This window comes from Flavobacterium humi, assembly GCF_004745595.1.
Classification (GTDB): Bacteria; Bacteroidota; Bacteroidia; order Flavobacteriales; family Flavobacteriaceae; genus Flavobacterium; species Flavobacterium humi.
Window position 1 is genome coordinate 59575 of the sequence record NZ_SRLH01000004.1, and the last position, 18629, is coordinate 78203.

The 18629-nt window shown below is 41.2% G+C and carries 16 protein-coding genes; 9 read left to right on the top strand and 7 right to left on the bottom strand.

What is annotated here, in order from left to right:
* Nucleotides 1-15: 15 nt before the first annotated feature.
* Genes E4635_RS07880 through E4635_RS07890 form a run of 3 tightly spaced genes read right to left on the bottom strand, consistent with a single transcriptional unit; the run spans nucleotide 16 to nucleotide 2000 of the window.
* The gene (locus E4635_RS07880; RefSeq protein ID WP_135526092.1) at nucleotides 16-1203 is read right to left on the bottom strand and encodes a hypothetical protein; all 1188 of its coding nucleotides are present in this window, start codon (nucleotides 1201-1203) and stop codon (nucleotides 16-18) included.
* The gene (locus tag E4635_RS07885) at nucleotides 1200-1553 is read right to left on the bottom strand and encodes a hypothetical protein (protein ID WP_135526093.1); all 354 of its coding nucleotides are present in this window, start codon (nucleotides 1551-1553) and stop codon (nucleotides 1200-1202) included. Before E4635_RS07885 ends, E4635_RS07880 begins: the two co-directional genes overlap by 4 nt.
* An 18-nt stretch (nucleotides 1554-1571) precedes the next feature.
* Entirely contained in the window at nucleotides 1572-2000 is a 429-nt protein-coding gene (locus tag E4635_RS07890) for a hypothetical protein (protein WP_135526094.1), read from the bottom strand.
* A 521-nt stretch (nucleotides 2001-2521) separates the two neighbouring features.
* Between E4635_RS07890 and E4635_RS07895 the strand changes: the two genes are divergently transcribed.
* From E4635_RS07895 to E4635_RS07915, 5 genes are all read left to right on the top strand, one after another.
* Entirely contained in the window at nucleotides 2522-5065 is a 2544-nt protein-coding gene (locus E4635_RS07895) for a fibronectin type III domain-containing protein (protein WP_169630222.1), read from the top strand.
* Nucleotides 5066-5143: 78 nt separating this feature from the next.
* Nucleotides 5144-6115: a toxin-antitoxin system YwqK family antitoxin gene (locus tag E4635_RS07900; protein ID WP_135526096.1), complete on the top strand. Its 972-nt coding sequence runs from the start codon at nucleotides 5144-5146 to the stop codon at nucleotides 6113-6115.
* A 270-nt stretch (nucleotides 6116-6385) separates the two neighbouring features.
* On the top strand, nucleotides 6386-7036 hold the full coding sequence (locus tag E4635_RS07905) for a hypothetical protein (RefSeq protein ID WP_135526097.1): 651 nt from the start codon (nucleotides 6386-6388) through the stop codon (nucleotides 7034-7036).
* Nucleotides 7037-7116: 80 nt separating this feature from the next.
* Nucleotides 7117-7689 (top strand): hypothetical protein, encoded by a 573-nt coding sequence (locus E4635_RS07910; protein WP_135526098.1) that lies wholly within the window; start codon nucleotides 7117-7119, stop codon nucleotides 7687-7689.
* 9 nt (nucleotides 7690-7698) lie between these two features.
* The gene (locus E4635_RS07915) at nucleotides 7699-8658 is read left to right on the top strand and encodes an HTTM domain-containing protein (RefSeq protein ID WP_135526099.1); all 960 of its coding nucleotides are present in this window, start codon (nucleotides 7699-7701) and stop codon (nucleotides 8656-8658) included.
* A gap of 93 nt (nucleotides 8659-8751) precedes the next feature.
* Here E4635_RS07915 and E4635_RS07920 read toward each other — a convergent pair whose 3' ends face one another.
* From E4635_RS07920 to htpG, 4 genes are all read right to left on the bottom strand, one after another.
* Nucleotides 8752-9930, bottom strand: coding sequence for an SCO family protein (locus tag E4635_RS07920; protein WP_135526100.1), 1179 nt, complete (start codon nucleotides 9928-9930; stop codon nucleotides 8752-8754).
* A 6-nt stretch (nucleotides 9931-9936) separates the two neighbouring features.
* Nucleotides 9937-10974 (bottom strand): hypothetical protein, encoded by a 1038-nt coding sequence (locus E4635_RS07925; protein WP_135526101.1) that lies wholly within the window; start codon nucleotides 10972-10974, stop codon nucleotides 9937-9939.
* Nucleotides 10975-10994: 20 nt separating this feature from the next.
* The gene (locus E4635_RS07930; RefSeq protein WP_135526102.1) at nucleotides 10995-12845 is read right to left on the bottom strand and encodes a tyrosinase family protein; all 1851 of its coding nucleotides are present in this window, start codon (nucleotides 12843-12845) and stop codon (nucleotides 10995-10997) included.
* Between the two features lie 339 nt (nucleotides 12846-13184).
* Nucleotides 13185-15071: a molecular chaperone HtpG gene (gene htpG, locus E4635_RS07935; RefSeq protein WP_135526103.1), complete on the bottom strand. Its 1887-nt coding sequence runs from the start codon at nucleotides 15069-15071 to the stop codon at nucleotides 13185-13187.
* Nucleotides 15072-15252: 181 nt separating this feature from the next.
* Between htpG and E4635_RS07940 the strand changes: the two genes are divergently transcribed.
* From E4635_RS07940 to E4635_RS07955, 4 genes are all read left to right on the top strand, one after another.
* Entirely contained in the window at nucleotides 15253-15732 is a 480-nt protein-coding gene (locus E4635_RS07940) for a lipocalin family protein (RefSeq protein ID WP_135526104.1), read from the top strand.
* Nucleotides 15733-15743: 11 nt separating this feature from the next.
* A complete protein-coding gene (locus E4635_RS07945; protein WP_135526105.1) occupies nucleotides 15744-16439 on the top strand; it encodes an OmpA family protein in 696 nt (231 codons plus the stop codon).
* A 103-nt stretch (nucleotides 16440-16542) separates the two neighbouring features.
* Nucleotides 16543-17487 carry an ABC transporter ATP-binding protein gene (locus tag E4635_RS07950; RefSeq protein ID WP_135526106.1) on the top strand — a complete coding sequence of 315 codons (945 nt, stop codon included), beginning with the start codon at nucleotides 16543-16545 and terminating at the stop codon, nucleotides 17485-17487.
* 130 nt (nucleotides 17488-17617) lie between these two features.
* On the top strand, nucleotides 17618-18625 hold the full coding sequence (locus tag E4635_RS07955) for a 3-oxoacyl-ACP synthase III family protein (RefSeq protein WP_135526107.1): 1008 nt from the start codon (nucleotides 17618-17620) through the stop codon (nucleotides 18623-18625).
* Nucleotides 18626-18629: the final 4 nt, after the last annotated feature.

Here is an 18629-nt window from a genome sequence, read left to right on the forward strand (position 1 = left end):
TGTTTTATATAGTCGTCAGTTCAGTTTCTGGAATTGCCGGTTGAATATCGAATAATTGACCCCGAGTATCGAGAAGAAAGCGGTTTTTTTCAATACCGGATCATCAAATTCCTTACCGATGCTCAGGTTAAGGCTGATGTCCTGGGCGATGGTATACGAAAACTGGGCCGCGATACGATACGTAAAACTTTTTTCAAGCCGGGTTATTTTGGTTCCGCTCATATTAAGGTCGGGAAATTCGGTTCGGTACCAACGGATCATTGATTCTATGGAAATGTTGAAATCCTTTTCCAGCCTGATATAACTAAATCCCAGATCGGAATTGACAGAAGTAGTGTCTCCTCTGGAAGTCATCAATCTTGCGGTAGCGGTCCAAGCATCTTTTTCGGTTACATAATAATTGGCATTGACCCAAAAACCGGCTTTCTGAAAGGAACGGCTTCCGGTGGTATTGATAAATTTTGAAGCGGCAGCAGCTTCCAGGCTAAAACCGATCCGTTTGTTTTCCATTTCTATGATCCTGCCGGCCAATTCTTTTCTTTCGTCCTGGTAGGATGTGGCCAATGCTTCGCAAAAAGCAGGTACATCCGGCGAAGAGTTTTTCTTTAAATCTTCAGCCCGCTGTTGAAAATCCGTAATTTTGGCATCATCGATCTTTGGATTGGTATTTTCTTTCAGCCAGCCTACAATCGCTACAATTGCTTTGTCTTTTGTGTCGAAGGAATCATCGGTTTTTGCATTCACGATCATACTGTTGATGGTTTCCAGCTGCAGCATTTGGTTTTCCAGGATTTTGAATTGATTGTCCAATGCACCTTTTACAATTTCGAACCGAAGGCCAAGCCCCAGGTTGTTGCTGCCGTTTACCGTATCTTTTACCGTCGCGGCGGAAAGGGATAAGGTTTGCAGAATCGTCTGGAATGTATCGGGATGCAAATATTGTTCACGGCTCAGTTTTGGCCTGCTTTTGAGCCAATATGGTGTTACTTCGAGCCCCATGTTCATAATCAGGTTCCCATCTTTATCGAAGGAATTCAGTAAATCGGTCGATAGTTTTTTGGCAGAAGTCGGACGCATGACAGAAGCCGGTTCGTAATCCAATATACTGAAAGCCGGAGTATTGGGAATGCGCAAATCCTGGCCGAACGATCCGTAGCAAAGCAACAGCGCCATTACGGCAAAAAGGTAGTTTCTCGTTCTCATTTTTGCATGGTTATTTTGATGATATAGCAGGCCGTATCTAAATCTGCAGGTAATTCCTCGGCATAATCATACGATGTTTTTACTCCGTTTTCGGTAATGGTAACCGTAAGGTTTGTCCAGTTGGTTTGCGGCAGTTTGTCTTGTATCGTTGCAATGATTTTTATGATTTTTCCATCGCACGAATCTGCAGTTCCGGCATTAATGGTCTCGTTTGCGCCCAGTAATTTCTGTCCTTTGAAAATGACATAACTGCCTCCTTCGCCGTTACCGCTCTCTGCCGAGATGAGGATATCCGCTGTTTTGGTTTTTAAGGTGTACGTTTCCTGTTTTTTATAGTATGAAGTTGCCATAATGGGTATTGGTTGGTGTTATAATTCGGAATTTGGTTTCACAGGGTTTTCCATATACACAATAGGGATGAACAACGTGTATAAGATCAAGATGACCGATGCTATGAAGGAAACAGGAACCGTATCTATCTCCTTGATTGGGGAGCCGGTCGCAAAAGCCCAGATCAAAAAACCGAAAGTGGTATAGATGATTTGGCTTTTCTTGGTTACCCTTGATACTTTGACTGAATATAAAGGAGTTATGAAAAACAATATGCCGATAACAATCCAAAGGATAATGTTTTCATGCTGGCTTTTAAGGCCTGTAACCAAACCGTAAATAGTTACATAGGCCGTGATGATCTCGGAAGGAATCAGCTTTACTAGTTTTTCTTTATAATTATCGGCGTCTTTCGGATTGCCTCCAAGGTCCCTGACGTCTTTGCTTGTTTTTATTTCCCGGGTCATATTGGTTTGTTTCGCTTCAGTTGTTTTTAGTTTTTTGATAATGGTTCCCTTTTCAATCCCACTGTATTTTGATCTTAAAAGTAGGCTTCGCCCGAAAAAGGAATGTTATGCTAAAGATATGATACTATTAAATGCAAATGTGTGAAATAATTTACAAATAATGGAAATTTTTAAGCCTTTCCATTTTTCAGCCGAAGGATTGTATGCTGATAACCACATAAAAATAGTGATATATAAAAAAGAAGGCGAAGGTTTTTCCATGCAATTTGTTAAGTTTTTTGGTTTTGTTTTGAAAGAGCTTTTCAGTACATTTTACTTTTACCGAATGTGATTTTAGTGAAAAAAATCTTACATTTATATTATGTTATCGTTAATTGAAAATTAATAAAAAAGCGTTAATATGCCGAAATAGAGCTATTTATAGTAATTGTGTTATGATTGGTTTAAGATATCGGATGCAAGACTTCCAATTGAAGGAAAAGTGGAATATTTGCGGCCTGACCAACAAAAAAATAAACACAATGAAAAAAGTATTCACAGTAATGCTGGTACTGATTGCTTATATCGGTACGTCGCAAACAAATTTTATCCCGGGAGATTGGGCGGGTGCCTTGTCCGGGTACTGGAATTTTGACAACAATGCCAATCTTGTCCAGGCACAAGTAGGAACCAATTTAACAGCACAAGGCAGTTTTACGCAAGTTGCCGGGCCAACGGCTTCTAATTTTGCCGTGCGCAAAACTGTCGGGAATTATTTCAAATGCACACATGGCGTTCCTAATTATGGGCAGGCCTATCCGAACAAATATTCGGTGATGATTGATTTTAAAGTACCTTCATCAGGACAATATTACAGCTTTCTCCAGACCAACCAAGGGAACAGCAACGATGGCGATTTGTTTATCAATCCGGCAGGGAAAATAGGGGTGACGGCTTTGACGTATTCAAATTCCGCCGTTTTGCCTAATGAATGGTACCGATTGGTTATTACGGCCGATGTAGGCAATGAAATCAAAATGTATATTGATGGCCAATTATGGAATCCCGGCTTGCCCAACACCTTAAACGGACGTTATGCCTTAGACCCTTTGTTATTATTGCTGGCAGATGACAACGGAGAAGACAACCAGATGGATGTTGCCGCCATGGGCGTGTTCAACAAGGCACTGACCGCAGCAGAAGTGGCTACTATCGGCGGTTACGGGCATACTCCGGCACCTGTATCTACCGGAATGAATCCGTATTTGCAGACTGCGACACCAACTTCTGTTTACATTTCCTGGCATTCCACGAACACGGCCCAGAATCCTGTGGTAAAATTCGGGACGAGCAGCACAAACCTCAATCAAACCCTAACAGGAACCTGGGAACGGATAAATGCATCGGCAAATTACTATTGGCATACGGTTAAGCTAACCGGTTTACAGCCTGATACAGAATATTTTTACCAATGTTACAATGGCACGACGGCTTCTGTAGTGAATGCTTTCCGGACACCTTCGTTACGGAACGCCGCAAACCAGCATATCAGGATGGTCATTTTAGGCGATAACCGGACCGATGTGGCCAAAACGACACAAAATGTACAGCAGATAAAAAGCAAGCTAACGGAATTGTACGGGCCCAATTTTTACAACTCCGTGGATCTGATCCTTAATTGCGGGGATATTGTAACCTCGGGTTCGGTGATCAGTCAATACACGGACGAATATTTTACGCCTTTTGCACCTTTGACGGCTTCCATCCCAACGATGATCAGCATTGGGAACCATGAAGGGGATTCTTCCAACTTTTTCAAATATATGAAATACGAAGAGTTGACCAACGGATATCCTGCAGGCCATTCCTTCAATGAAAAGTTTTACAATTACAGCTACGGGAATACCCAGATTTTAGCAGTTAACGGTAATTCGGGATATAAGGTAAGCGACCAGATCAACTGGATTGACGCCCGGTTACAGGAATCGGACAGCAATCCAGATATTGACTTTGTGTTCTCCTTTTTGCACCATCCAGGGCATAGTGAGATATGGCCTGACGGTAATGAGGTTTTTGTCCAGAACAGTATTCTTCCCAAATTAAAACAATATCCTAAAAATGCATTGTTAACTTACGGCCATTCCCATAATTATGAAAGAGGTGTAGCCGATATTGCCTCGGGAACCCACGACATGTACCTGGAGTTGTCGGGAGGCGCCGGATCTGCCTTAGACCGTTGGGGCATGTATGCCAACCAAACCGATTATCCTGAAATAAAAGTAAGCAAGGATATTTATTCCTGGACATTGTTGGATATTGATGTGGATAACAAATCGTTTAATGCCAAGACCTTCAGTTTCGGAAATTCCAACAGGCCTGTGGTCAACGAACTGGTGGATGAATTCCATCTGAATTTAAACCAGGCAAAACCGCAAACCCCTATTGCCCTTGGGATAGAAAACCAAACGACACTGGTGGCTTCACCAATGATAGGTGCCGATTTGCCGCAAACATGCCATTTTCAGGTAACAGCAACTTCCGGGAATTACACGACTTTGTTACTCAATAAAGAGCAGGACAAATACAATATTTACGATGATACCAGGGCGCCCAATTATACGCCAATAAACAAAAATGCCAATTTGAATATTTCGAAACTGAATGCCTCGACATATGGGCTTGTTACAGGGCAAACCTATTATTACAGAGTGCGTTACAGGGACGAAAACCTGAAATGGAGTTCCTGGTCTGCAGAAAAGGCTTTTGTATACAATGCTACGCTCAGCACGAAATCGTATGCAACTGCTTCCGAAAAAGAGAATAAACTTAAGGTTTTCCCTAATCCGGCGGTTTCACAGGCACAAATTTCATTCGACTTGCCCCAAGCCTCAGAGCATGTGAAAATTGAATTGAAGGATATGTCGGGAAAAACGGTCGAAACCATTTTCAAAGGAAGCCTGGGCCATGGCACGCAAACAATCCTTTGGGATATCAACAGCCAATTGAGCCCGGGCATGTATATCGTGGCTTTGGCTTCTGATACTGCCAACGAAACATTCCAGGTATTGATTAATAATAAAATATAGTATTCCATAAAGAAACGAACCACAGGAACCTACTTCGGTGAAAGTTCTTGTGGTTTTATATCTTAAATTGAAGTCAGCATGGTAAAAATGAAAATAACAGTATGGATTGCCTTATTCCTTTTGACAAACGGGCTTATGGCACAAAAAAGCAGCGTCCTGTTGCCCAAAGAAGCAAAAGACACGCTTTTTTTTGAAGGGACAAAAAAGATGTGTCAGGAAGGACAGCTGAAAAACAACATGAAACAAGGGCTTTGGACCACTTATTATTCCAATGGGAGAAAAGCGGCGCAAGGGACTTATCTTGATGGCACATTGCACGGCCCATACATTTCATGGTTTGAAAACGGCACTACATGTACGGAAGGGAACTATGACCAAAATAAAGAAAACGGGCTATTCAAAAGCTATTATGAAGATGGTATGCTGCAATCGGAAAAAAACTTCGATTATGGTATTTTATACGGAAAAGCGATGGAATATTACCCAAACGGAAAGCCTTTCAGGGAAGAATACCATAAAGAATATACCAAAACCGGGCATTGGAAAAAATGGTATGAGACCGGGGAATTATTCTTTGAAGTAACGTATGAAAATGACATGCAGCAAGGAGAGGCTATTACGTACCATCCCAACGGGAAAATCAAGGAAACAGGCACTTTTGACCGTGATATGAAAATAGGAGCCTGGTATTTTTATGATGAACAGGGAAAAATATTGGCAGAACAATTTTATAAAGGCGGAATGAAAACGGGCTTATGGAAATCCTATTATAAAAACGGAAACATACAGGAAATGGCCAATTATAGGGATGGAGAAAAACAAGGGGAATATGCTTTTTATTTTGAAGACGGCACGCTTTATTCCGAAGGTATTTTTGAAAAAGACCTCACCAACGGCTATTGGGTCGTTTATTTTGAAAATGGAAAGAAAAAAGAAAAAGGCGCTTATTTTATGGGGCAAAAAACCGGTTTGTGGAAATTTTATGACGAGAAAGGAAAACAAATCCTGAAAAAGCAATTTGAAAAACCAACAAGCATTTTACAGTATTAACCGAGCCTGAAATAATGTGCCGCTAAAACGGTAAAAATACTTCCAGCTATAAAAATATAGTTTTCAACCCTTGCAAAATAGTATTTGTGAGGGTTTTTTTACGGTAAAACCATATTCAACAGGGGCGAAAACACCCTTTTAAAAAGGGGTATTGTCCTCTTTATCATTGTTTTAAATGAAGGTAATTTTATGTCAAGTATAAAAATCAAGCATTCAAATGGAGGAAGCCGAAAAGCCAAAAAAGAGTAGGTACCAAAAAAAATTAAAATTATGAGAACAAAAACACTGTTACTTATTGGTGTTATTGCTTTGGGGTTAGTGCTATTTTCCCAATGCAAACCAAAGAAAATGCTGGTCTACAATGAAGACGGAAACTTTATTGTTGACAACAATTTCCTGATCAAGGACGCCAAGGAAATGTCCAGGACGGATATTGAAAGCCTTATTGCCCTGGACAAGGAATACACAAAAATCGGAGGTACCGGCTTTTTGAATTACATCGTCAATACCCAAAGAATCCAGCACATCGCGCAAATCCAGACTTGGGACCATGTGGCTAAATTCACAAAACTGAACATGATCCATAAAGGTTGTTTCGAAAGAGCCGATATCGATTGGAACTCTTTTGGGGATATTAAAGTAAGGCTGGATAAAATATTGTCCAAATACCAATTTGCTTCCCTGGATGGCAATGTTGCCATTACTGCGAATAAAATCGTGGTAAATGCAGCCAAATTATCCGAACAGGATATGGCTACTTTCAACAGGCTTTCCGTAGTAGGTATCGATGAGAATAATATCTGCAACGATTACATGGGTACAAAAGCCTTCAGCAGGATGCTGATCAGGACTACAAGAACACCTTTTGATGAAAACCTGAACCAACAGGTGATCAATGTGATCAAGCAATACCAGAAATAATAGCAAAACAACAAGGGCAGTCGTTATGATTTGTCCTTGTTTTACAAAACAAGAGTTTCAGTAATCAAATCAAAGACAAAATGAAAAGAAAAGGACAGCTTTTTGGGATATTCCTTTTATTGCTTCTAGTGTTTACCATTGGCTTAAAAGGGACTTTTGACGGTTATTATGGGTTTTATTATGATAAAGACGACTACGAAAAACCGTTGGCTTACGAGCTTTCCAATACAATAGTCGAACTCGGGCCGGTGAGCCTGTTTACGGCTTATACCGGATTTGATACCGGATATGGTTTCTTTGCACCCAACGTGGCCAGTGATTTCGTACTGCTTTTTGAGCTTCGGGACGCCCGGGGCAATATCCTGGAAGAGCGGATCATGCCAGAATTCAAAAGCAAGGAAGGCATTGTAAGGTATACTTCTGTTTTTAATATGTTTATGGATAAAGTAGTCTCTTCTAAAAAGAAAAACGACTCGCAATACCATGAATACCTGGATGTTGTGCTGAAACAAATTGCTAAAAGCGTGCTGAAAGAAAATCATAAAGCTGCAAAATGTACTGCCAAACTATACTTGTATGATTACCCGACTTTGGACAGGTACAAAAGAGGAGAAAAAACAGATAACCTGATTTTGGTAAGTCAAATCAAATAAAAGAACACTATGAGAAAAGCCGCCATTTTATATACAAAGATTGAAAATTTCTTTTTTGAGAACAAAGGCACAGCCGAATTTTTGGTTTTTTTCCGGATTTCGATAGGAACGATGGTATTGTTGCATTTTGTATCGATTATTCCGGATTTTGATATGTTTTTTTCCAGTAAAAGTATTGTGCCTCAGGATATCATGTCTGTTTTCCATCCGGGCTGGCTGCTTACATTTTCTAAGATTACCGCTTTTTTCGATTCTTACGGAATAACCGAAAGCACCGTGATTTTAGGGACCAAAATAACCTTCATCACCTTGTGCGTTGCCATCATTACCGGGTTTTATTCGCGGGTTAGCGCCTTTTTATTACTGATTTTGCAGGTTGCGCTGCTCAAAGGAAGCTCATTTTTTATTTACGGAGTCGATTTTTTTACGAGCATGTCCTTATTTTACCTGATTTTATTCCCTTCAGATGCTGATTTTTCCCTCCGCCGGTTCTTCTTCAAAAAGGAAACAAAAAACGTAAGTTATATGCCGGTTAAAAGAATGTTTCAAATCCATATCAGCATTGCCTATTTCTTCTCAGGATTAGATAAACTGCTGGGCTACAACTGGCGAAACGGCGAATCCATCTGGAAAGCCATTCATTTGCCGTATGCGAACCGGGATTTTAATTTTGATTTCTCCTGGATGGCAGATCATTCTTATATTTTAGTTATATTAGGCTGGTCCACAGTAATGATAGAGATGTTGTATCCGGTTTTTGTCTGGATTCCCAAAACCCGCAAAACCTGGATGCTACTAACTATTTCCATGCACCTGGGTATTGCTTTGGTACTCAACCTGTATTATTTTTCTGCGATTATGATCATCTGGAACCTGGCTAATTTTTATTTTGAAAAAGAATCCGTTCCGGTAACATTTCCAGTCCTTAAACGCTTGTTTTACAGGAAACCCGCTCCGATTGAAGTGTAATATTTGAAAATCAGCAATCGGCCAAAACAAATAATAAATAAAGCCATCATTGAGTATGATGGCTTATTTTTTACCGGAAACGGAGCTTTCTCTTTATTCCTCCAGCAAGGTATTTATCTTGTCCGAAACGGAAGGTACGGTCCAGTTCTCGTTTTCTATTACGGAAGCAATTTTGCCGTGTTTGTCAAACAGGAACAATTGGATCCCGTGTTGGTTTACAATGCCATTCCCGTAATTTACCGTGGTGTTGAAGAGCTGGTCCATCTTTTCTTTTTCTTCTTTATCGGCAGAAAGCAGGAACTTGTTGTTTTTGTCGAACATGAAATTATAAGAACCGCCATATTTTTTCAGTACATCGGGCTTGTCCACATACTCGTCATACGTGATGGCGTAAATTTTAAATTTGTTTTTCTTTCCCACCAGGCTTTTTTGCAACTCGGATAATTTGGAAATCGTGGCGGCACATTTGTTCTGATTGGTGCAGCTGGTATAGAAAAAAGTGACGATAAAAGGACTTCCATGAGTGTTTTTCAGGTTGATAAAGTCATTTTCCTGATCCAAAAAGGTAATGTTGAGGTCTTTTACCATTCTGTCTTTTTTCCCGATCAATTTGGAAGGACTTTCTTTCCCAATGGCCATTTTAGAAGAGCAACACGATGGTTTATGACTGGTTGCAGGCACTTCTTCCGTCTTTAAAGCATCCAGGGCCTTTTTGGCTTCTTCCTGAATGGTTGTCTTATAATTGTAAACGGTATTGTATTGGAAATCAGAAAAATTCACGGTCGTGCGATAGGCATCCGTAGCCAGTTTTTCAATAAGCGGTATGAGCCTGCTGTCATGGTATTTCTTGCTTGTAAAAACAGCAGCGCACACGATATTCTGGTTGTCGGAAAAAGTCAATTCAGAAATCAGGTAGCCAAGTATCCTGTCATTAGCCGGGAAAAAAGAAAAGGAATGCAGCAAATAAGCCCGGAACTGTAATGCTTCGTTAAAACCTTTGCCATCGTATATCGGATGGTTTTCTGCCAGCCAAAACGATAGGTTCTCCGTAATTGAAGCAGAGTCGCTGAAGTTTGCCTTTGCCGTTTCTGTCAAAGCCGCTAATTGGGCAAACGAATCCTGCCCGTTGGCATTTTTAATGTATTTTGCCAATGCCTCCTCGCTGGTCTCAAGACCCGCCGTATTGGTACTTCCATCGCCGTCTTTCATCTGGCAATACAGCGGAGCATTGAAAACAGTAAAAAGCAATGCTATGGCATATAACTTTTTCATAATCGTTTAAAAAACAGGTCTTACTAATAAAAGGTATTTCTTCGCGATGGCAGTCAATTCCTTGTCGGCATCGTTGCGGCCATTGGATATATCACGTATCAGAGTGTCTAATTTGTCTGCTTTTTTGGCTTTTTTCCGATAGGATATGGCTTTTCTTTCATTGATGGCAAGTTGTATGGCAATGATCTTCAAATCTGCGGAAGCGGATGGATCACCCAGGATTTCCGTTAAGTAAGTAACAGTTTCCCTTTTGTTGTAATTGTAAAAGGAAATCAAGGCGTTTTCCCTGAATTTCGATTTTTCTTCCCTTGACATAAAAATAGATGCTAATTTCTCTTTTGCAGCAGGATAGCCCCCAAGAGTCTGGATCGCCAATAGCCGCTCGTCTTCGTTTTGGGTTTCCAGCAGTATTTTATAAACGGCGGGATAAAAATCTTTTTTAGGCGCGGAAGAAAGGATCCTGATAGCCGTAAGATTGTCCAACGGTTTTGTATTCTGGCCTTCCAAACCCCTGATCAGCAATTGTTGGGCCCTTGCATCTCCGTTCAGGACTAACTTACTGAAAGCGAATTCCCGGAAGGCCACATCTGGGTCTTCTACCATTTTATGATACGGTTCCAATATCCCGGGCATAGAAGAAAACGAAAGGTTTCCTATCAAACTCAGTGTTTCATCCCGCAATGCTTTAGGCGTTTGAGGATTGGAAAACCAACGCATGATTTGATTCAGGAATTCGTTGTCTTTATCGGCTTCCGCATAAATCTTGTTTAAGGCCAAAGCCCTTATTTCCGGTTTTTCATTCTCCGAAAGGACAATACGCTTGAACATTGCCTTTTGTTGGTCATCATAAATAATGGCGTGCTTTTGTATGGCTTTTATCCGCTGTTCGGTCGTATTTGAAGTATTGATAAAAACAGCTGCATCTTTAAGTACCCTTCCTTTGTATTCTTCTACATTTCTAAGGATGGAATCTCTTTTGGTCTGTTGCGGGAAAACAACTGCTGAACTAAAGAGCAATAATGTCAATATGATATATGTTTTCATTTATTTTGGATTTTAAATTGTTAATAAGGAAAAAAATCATCGTACCCGTAATTCATAAGCCTGAAATCGATAGTCGTTTTAATTGTTGGCTGGGCACCTGGGAAAATACTTCCCACAACAATCGGGAAAGGAGTCAGCGGAGCCGTAGCAGGTCGTTCTAATGTGCCTGTGCCTTGTGAAACGCCTGTTTTATTGTCCCAAGGCCATAAGGAATCTTCCACATACTGGCCAAAAGTCCTGTTGGAGGTAATTTGGTTCGGGTTTCCGGGATTGGTTGTAAATACCGGTGGCGAAGAAGGACTGTTCGAGTGTCCGCCCTGCAGGTCATACGTACTGCTTTGTGTAGCATCGAAGCGGTTATTCAACCATTGCCATTTGGCCCACAGCCTCTCGATATTGCCATGCAGAAAATAGAATAATGGATCCTGTGGGGCAATGTGAGGGCTTCCGGCTATCCAGGAAACGCTATTGCCTGAATTATTATGAGCGCCATTGTGCGTGGTTCCTTCCATTCCTTTAAAACTGGAATAGTTGGCACCTAAAGCAAATGTTGCGGCTTCTGTTGCTACTCCGGTACCAGTCCCCATTACACTGCTAGGAATTCCGTTATTCCCGTAAGGTGTTCTTCTTCTTATCCCTGCAGCTTGCCCGGTTATTTGCCAGGTGCTTATTGGGTTGGAAGGATTGATGATTGCCACTGCAGCTGGAGCAGTTGGGTTTGCGCCCATAAAATCTGCATTGAACATATTAGGAGACGACATATCAAAATGCCAGTAAGGAAGTGCTACGCTAGGATCGCTGGCCTGCAGTATCCGCTCGATATGAAGCATGAAGGCTCTGTGCCAAGGCAAAAATGCAGAACCAACGTGGGCTTGCCTGTGGGCGATAACATTAAAACCGGAAGCATTGCCGCTATGGGAATTCTTAAATAATTCGTAGAAGTTATACGTTTGATGGATTTCCCGCAAGGCTTCCAGGTATCGGTCACGTTCCGGTGTTGATAACGTATTGGCATTTTTCCGGATTCTGACCATTACTGCTTCACGGGCCAGCAGGTCTGCTCCCTGCATGACTTCAAAAACAGCGTCCTTGTCTTCTACACTGGCATTATTTTGATTTCCGGCAATTTTAAAACTGGCCCATGAACCATCTCCGCTAAGCGTCAGGTTTTCTGTTAGGTTTGTGGCCGTTGTCCCTGCTGCCAGCGTTCCGGTAGCAAATCGTAAGCGGTTTAAAGAAGGCATATTCCTAAGCGTAATATTAAGCGTAGCGCCCGGTGCACTTGGATTTAGCCATTTGATCCTGCAGGAAACGGGATTCCAGGCAATATAATCATCAATAGTGGTAATGCTGCCCACTTCTATGGCAACCTGAGGACGCGTATTCGGGATAGGTCCTGGAGAACTGCTGACCATCAGGCCTTTTCGGGCTATGACAACTTCGTTACAGCTGGCTCCGGCAGTAGCAATTTCTATAATGCTTGCCTTATCTGCAGCGGAGAGGCTGTTCCCTTTTACAAAAAAATTAAACCAGCCGCCATTTCCGGGCAAGGTCGTAAAAAACGATGTTGTAACCCCTGAATTGGTAGTGGAGATAAACAAATCGCTGCTTAATCTTTTGTTTCTGAATTCGACTTCAACACCGCCGGGAAACTGCAGGCCGCTTCCGAAGTCTTTGTTGAAATTTGTAATCCTGGCTCTGCATTGGATAAATCCTGATGTTCCAATGTAATCATCGTGGTTCGATTCTGTATTATTGACTTGAATTTCAATAATAGGCATTCTGGAGTTTGGGCAAGTTGGGATTACAGCACAACTATTGGCAAACAATACCATAATAACACAACAGAAGATAAAATAATAATGTTTCATATAATTTATTTTTTAATTGTTTATTTCCAAAGCAAGCTTTTCTTATGCCTTTTCAAAGGGCTTTCAGAAGCGGGCCGGCTTTAGAATTATTATGATGTAAAGGTTTGATTATTAGTTTGATACGAGTACAGGGTATTTCCCCTTTTTTTAACAAGGTATTTCCCTTTTTTTCGCAACCCCAAAAAATAATGCCTGCTAACCTATAAATGTAGGCAATAATTAAAACGTATCAAGAAGGTTTTCAGGTATGGATCGCACTGGTTATTTTAGGATGAATCCATAAAAAAACCTGTGAAACAATGGCTTCACAGGTTGTATCATTTTGGCAGGTGCCGTATGTTATCGGATCAGTTCGAAACTTCTTTTTACAAAAGCAGTCAGTTCTTCTCCTTTTAAAAGGTTTTGAGATAGTTTTGCCAGGTCAAGGGCTTGTTTTACAAGGCTTTCCTGTGCAGTGGCTTCTGTCGTGTTTAAAATGGCCGATGCCAGGTCAGAATTGGTATTGACTACCAGGTTGTACATTTCCGGCATATTGCCCATCCCGAACATACCGCCGCCGCCGGACTGGCTCATTTCCTTCATACGGCGCAGGAATTCCGGCTGCGTGATGATAAACGGGGCCGCATTGCTGTCTAAGGCTTCCAGTTGTACCGAATAATTTTGCTTTGGCACCAGGTTTTCCAAAACAGTCTTTAAACTGGCCTGTTCTTCTTCCGATAATTTGGAAATGGCGTTTTCTTCTTTCTTAATCAAATTGTCAATATGGTCCGAATCCACGCGGGTGAAAGTCAGGTTTTCGTTGTCTGCTTCCAGTTTTTGGATCAAATGGGAAATAATCGGAGAATCCAGCAACAGTACTTCATAGCCTTTGTCTTTGGCAATGTCAATGTAACTGTGTTGCGCTTCTTTGTTCCCGGCATATAAAACCACCAGTTTGCCGTCTTTGTCAGTCTGGTTGCCTTTGATTTTCTCTTTTAATTCTTCCAAGGTAAAATAGTGTCCATCTACCGTTGGGTACAATACAAAAGCACCGGCTTTTTCGTAGAATTTCGGTTCCGAAAGCATTCCGTATTCCAAAACGATTTTAATATCGTTCCATTTTTGCTCAAAATCCTCACGGCTTTCGTTGAATAAGGATTTTAATTTATCGGCCACTTTACGGGTAATGTAATTCGAGATTTTTTTCACCTCGCTATCCGCCTGTAATCCGGAACGGGAAACGTTCAGCGGGATATCCGGCGAATCCACCACACCTTTAAGCATCATCAGAAATTCAGGGACAATGCCTTCCACGTTATCGGTAACATACACCTGGTTTTGGAACAATTGGATTTTGTCCTTCTGGATCTGGATGTCAGCACCCAGTTTCGGGAAATATAAAATCCCTGTCAGGTTAAAAGGATAATCTACGTTGAGGTGGATGTTGAAAAGCGGTTCTTCAAACTGCATCGGATACAGCTCGCGGTAGAAATTTTTGTAGTCTTCCTCGTTTAATTCGGATGGTTGTTTTGTCCACGCCGGATTTGGGTTGTTGATGATGTTGTCTACTTCCTTATATTCTGTTTTGTAATCCTCAGGAGCATCTTCAGGTTTTGGCAAAGCTTCTTGCCTGGTTCCGAATTTAATCGGGATTGGCATAAATTTGTTGTACTTGTTCAGTAACTCCTTGATTTTGAAATCTTCCAAAAATTCTAAAGAATCCTCTGCTATATGCAGGATTATTTCTGTACCGCGTGTCGTTTTGTCTGCCGGTTCCAAAGTAAATTCGGGGCTTCCGTCGCAAGTCCAGTGTGCTGCAGGTTCGTCTTTGTAAGATTTGGTAATGATCTCCACTTTTGAAGCGACCATGAAAGCAGAATAAAAGCCCAATCCGAAATGGCCTATAATGCCTGAATCTTTGGCAGAATCCTTGTATTTTTCCAAAAACTCCTCGGCACCGGAAAAAGCCACCTGATTGATGTATTTTTCCACTTCATCTGCCGTCATCCCCAAGCCTTGGTCAATAATGTGCAGTTTTTTACCTTCCTTGTCAATTTTCACCTCGATTATAGGATTGCCATATTCTACTTTGGCTTCGCCGATGCTGATCAGGTGCTTCAATTTTAAAGTGGCGTCAGTTCCGTTTGAAATCAATTCACGTAAAAAGATTTCATGGTCGCTGTATAGAAATTTCTTGATTAAGGGAAAGATATTTTCTACCGAAACATTAATTTTTCCTGTTGTCATAGGTATTTGATTTTAAATTTAATATGGTTTGTCTTCTTTCAAATAAGATACCAATTATTCCTCAAATGACAAATTGGCGCATTGGCCTTTGCCTTCTTTTGAGGCGAATTATTCTATTTTTATTAGGCTTTGTGTACGCAAAATTCGTATTTTTGTAAGAATATCTATTAAACTTTAAAATATGAAAAAGATAATTTTATTATTTACGTTGGTTATTTTGGCAGTTTCTTGCAAGACTCCCGCACCAGCTGCAAGTACTACCGTAGACAGAAGGTCTCAGGTAGCTATTAAAGGCAACTGGACTATAGTTTCCGTTACGTATCCGGGTTCGGATATGTTTAAAGTTAAATCTTTTGATATTGCTGATGCCAAATGTTTCGAAGGCAGTACCTGGAAATTTGTATCCAACAACGATACGGGGGAAATGGCTTTGACACAGGCAGGTTGCCCGGCTTTCAGCTCGCCAATCAAGTGGTATGTGAATAAGGACAGCCAGTTTGTTTTGAAATTTCTGGGAGAAGGGGTAAAAGCCAAAAAACAACAGGTAGGCTACATTTTAAGGATTGACGATCAAACCATGGAGTCATTCAAGTTAATAGACAATATCAATATCGGAGGGAAGTTAACCAATGTTGTCTACCAATTCAGAAAAACTAATTAAAATACAGTATTATGAAAAAGTCAATTATATATTTCTTATCGATGGTGCTTCTTTCGGGAACAGTGATAACCGGCTGTGAGTCTGTTAAGAATTCAAATAATACGCAACGTGGTGCTGCCATCGGAGCAGTGAGTGGTGCCGTTATCGGAGGTGTCCTGGGGAACAATCTCGGAAAAGGAGGCAAAGGAGCGCTTGGTGCGGTCCTTGGTGGTGTTGTAGGAGGTGTTGCCGGTGGGATGATCGGTAACAGGATGGACAAACAGGCCCGTAAAATCAGCGAGACATTGCCTGGTGCCCAAGTGGAAAGAGTTGGGGAAGGGATCAAACTTACGCTGGGTGAAAATTCCATCCGTTTTGATACCAACAAATCAACATTGACTCCAACTGCCAAATCAAATTTGGACAAGCTGGTAGCTGTTTTCAACGAATACCCGGATACCAATATCCAGATTTACGGGTATACCGACAGTTCGGGCGCCGATGATTACAATTTGAAATTGTCTGAACAAAGAGCTGCTTCGGTAAGAAGTTACCTGTCAGGGAAAGGTTTGGCAAATTCGCGTTTTTCCACAACAGGATTAGGGGAGGCTGATCCTATCGCTTCCAACGAAACGGCAGAAGGCAAGTCTCAAAACCGAAGAGTGGAATTCGCCATTACCGCTAATGAGAAAATGGTTCAGGATGCCAAAAAAGAAGCTGGAAATTAAGATTTCGTTACGTTATAAATTCATTAAAAAAGCTGTTTCTTCTAAGGAACGGCTTTTTTGTTTTTAAATAAACTTCGTAGTTTTGTCGTTCTAAAATAATAGCATGCTCCAAGTCAAGAATATTACTTTCGGTTATACCGAAAAACCAGTTATCCAACATATAGAATTTTCAGTTGAAAAAGGACAGAACATTGCTGTTTTAGGAGAAAGCGGCTGTGGGAAAAGTACTTTGCTCAAACTTATTTACGGTTTGTATGACCTGGATGAAGGCCATATTTTATGGAATGGGACTGAAGTTTTAGGGCCAAAAGCCCATTTGGTTCCGGGAATGCCTTTTATGAAATACCTCGCCCAGGATTTTGACCTTATGCCGTACATTACAGTAGCTGAAAATGTAGGCAAGTTCCTGTCCAATTTTTATCCGGAACAAAAAGGGCAACGCATTTGGGAATTGCTAGAAATCGTCGAAATGACCGAATATGCAAACGTGAAGGCCAAATACTTAAGTGGCGGACAGCAACAACGTGTCGCCCTGGCCAGGGTTTTGGCGTTGGAACCGGAAGTACTGCTGCTTGACGAACCTTTCAGCCATATTGATAATTTTAGGAAAAATGCCCTGAGGCGTAATTTATTTGCGTATTTGAAATCAAAAGGGATTACCGTTTTCGTTGCTACGCATGACAGTACCGATGCGCTTTCGTTTGCAGATGAAACCATTGTCCTGCATAAAGGGAGGATTTTGGAAAAAGCGCCTTCCAAGGATATCTACAATAACCCGCTTAATAAATATGTGGCCTCTCTTTTTGGGGAAGTAAACGAATTGAAATTGTCCCAGATTACGTTTACCGAAGGTGAGGACGAATCCATTTTATTGTATCCCAGTCAGTTAAAGGTTGTGGAAAACGGCTTGCTGAAAGCAATAGTCAAACAATGTTACTTTAAAGGGAACCATTATCTTGTAAAAGCGGTTTTTGATAAAAAAGTCATCTTTTTCGAACATGATGAGGAACTGCCACTAAACCTGGAAGTTACCTTAATGATAGCGTAATGGTGCTTGAAGGCTTTTTGGGAGATGCAACCATTAAAAATTGTTTAATCAGAAAAAAACCTTAACTTGTATTGCATTGTTTTATTGTAAATGTAAATTTGCAATTCATTTTTAATTAAAAACGTAAAATATGTTTCATTCTAAAATAACGGGTTTAGGATATTATGTGCCGGAAAATGTAGTGACCAATGATGATTTATCAAAAATTATAGATACCAGCGACGAATGGATCCAGGAAAGAACCGGGATAAAACAGCGCCGCCACATTATAAGAGGTGAAGATACCACGACTTCCATGGGAGTCAAAGCAGCGGAAATTGCCATTAAGCGTTCCGGAATTGCCAAAGAAGATATCGATTTTGTCATTTTTGCCACGTTGAGCCCGGATTATTATTTTCCTGGGCCGGGAGTTTTAGTGCAACGCGACCTTGGCTTAAGGACAGTAGGGGCGCTTGATGTACGCAATCAGTGTTCGGGTTTTGTGTATGCGATTTCTGTTGCAGACCAATATATCAAGACCGGAATGTATAAAAATATCCTTGTCATCGGTTCGGAAGTGCATTCTACCGGACTGGATATGACCAGCCGTGGCCGCAGCGTGTCAGTGATTTTTGGCGACGGAGCAGGAGCAGCAGTCTTGAGCAGGGAAGAGGATGTGACCAAAGGAATCCTTTCCACTCATTTGCATTCAGAAGGGCAGCATGCCGAAGAATTGATTGTGAAAGCACCGGGAATGGGGCAACGCTGGGTAACCGATATCATTGCTGATGCAGATCCTGACGATGAAAGTTATTTCCCATACATGAACGGGCAGTTCGTGTTTAAAAACGCTGTTGTCCGTTTCAGTGAAGTAATCAATGAAGGGCTCGAAGCAAACAACCTGGGCGTTTCGGATATCGATATGCTGGTTCCGCACCAGGCGAACTTGAGGATTTCACAATTTATCCAACAGAAATTCAAACTGACGGATGATCAGGTCTACAACAATATCATGGACTACGGAAATACAACCGCAGCCTCTATTCCGATTGCCTTGACAGAAGCTTGGGAAAAAGGGAAAATAAAAGAAGGAGACATAGTGGTCCTTGCCGCTTTCGGTTCCGGTTTTACCTGGGGAAGCGTTATTATCAAATGGTAATCCT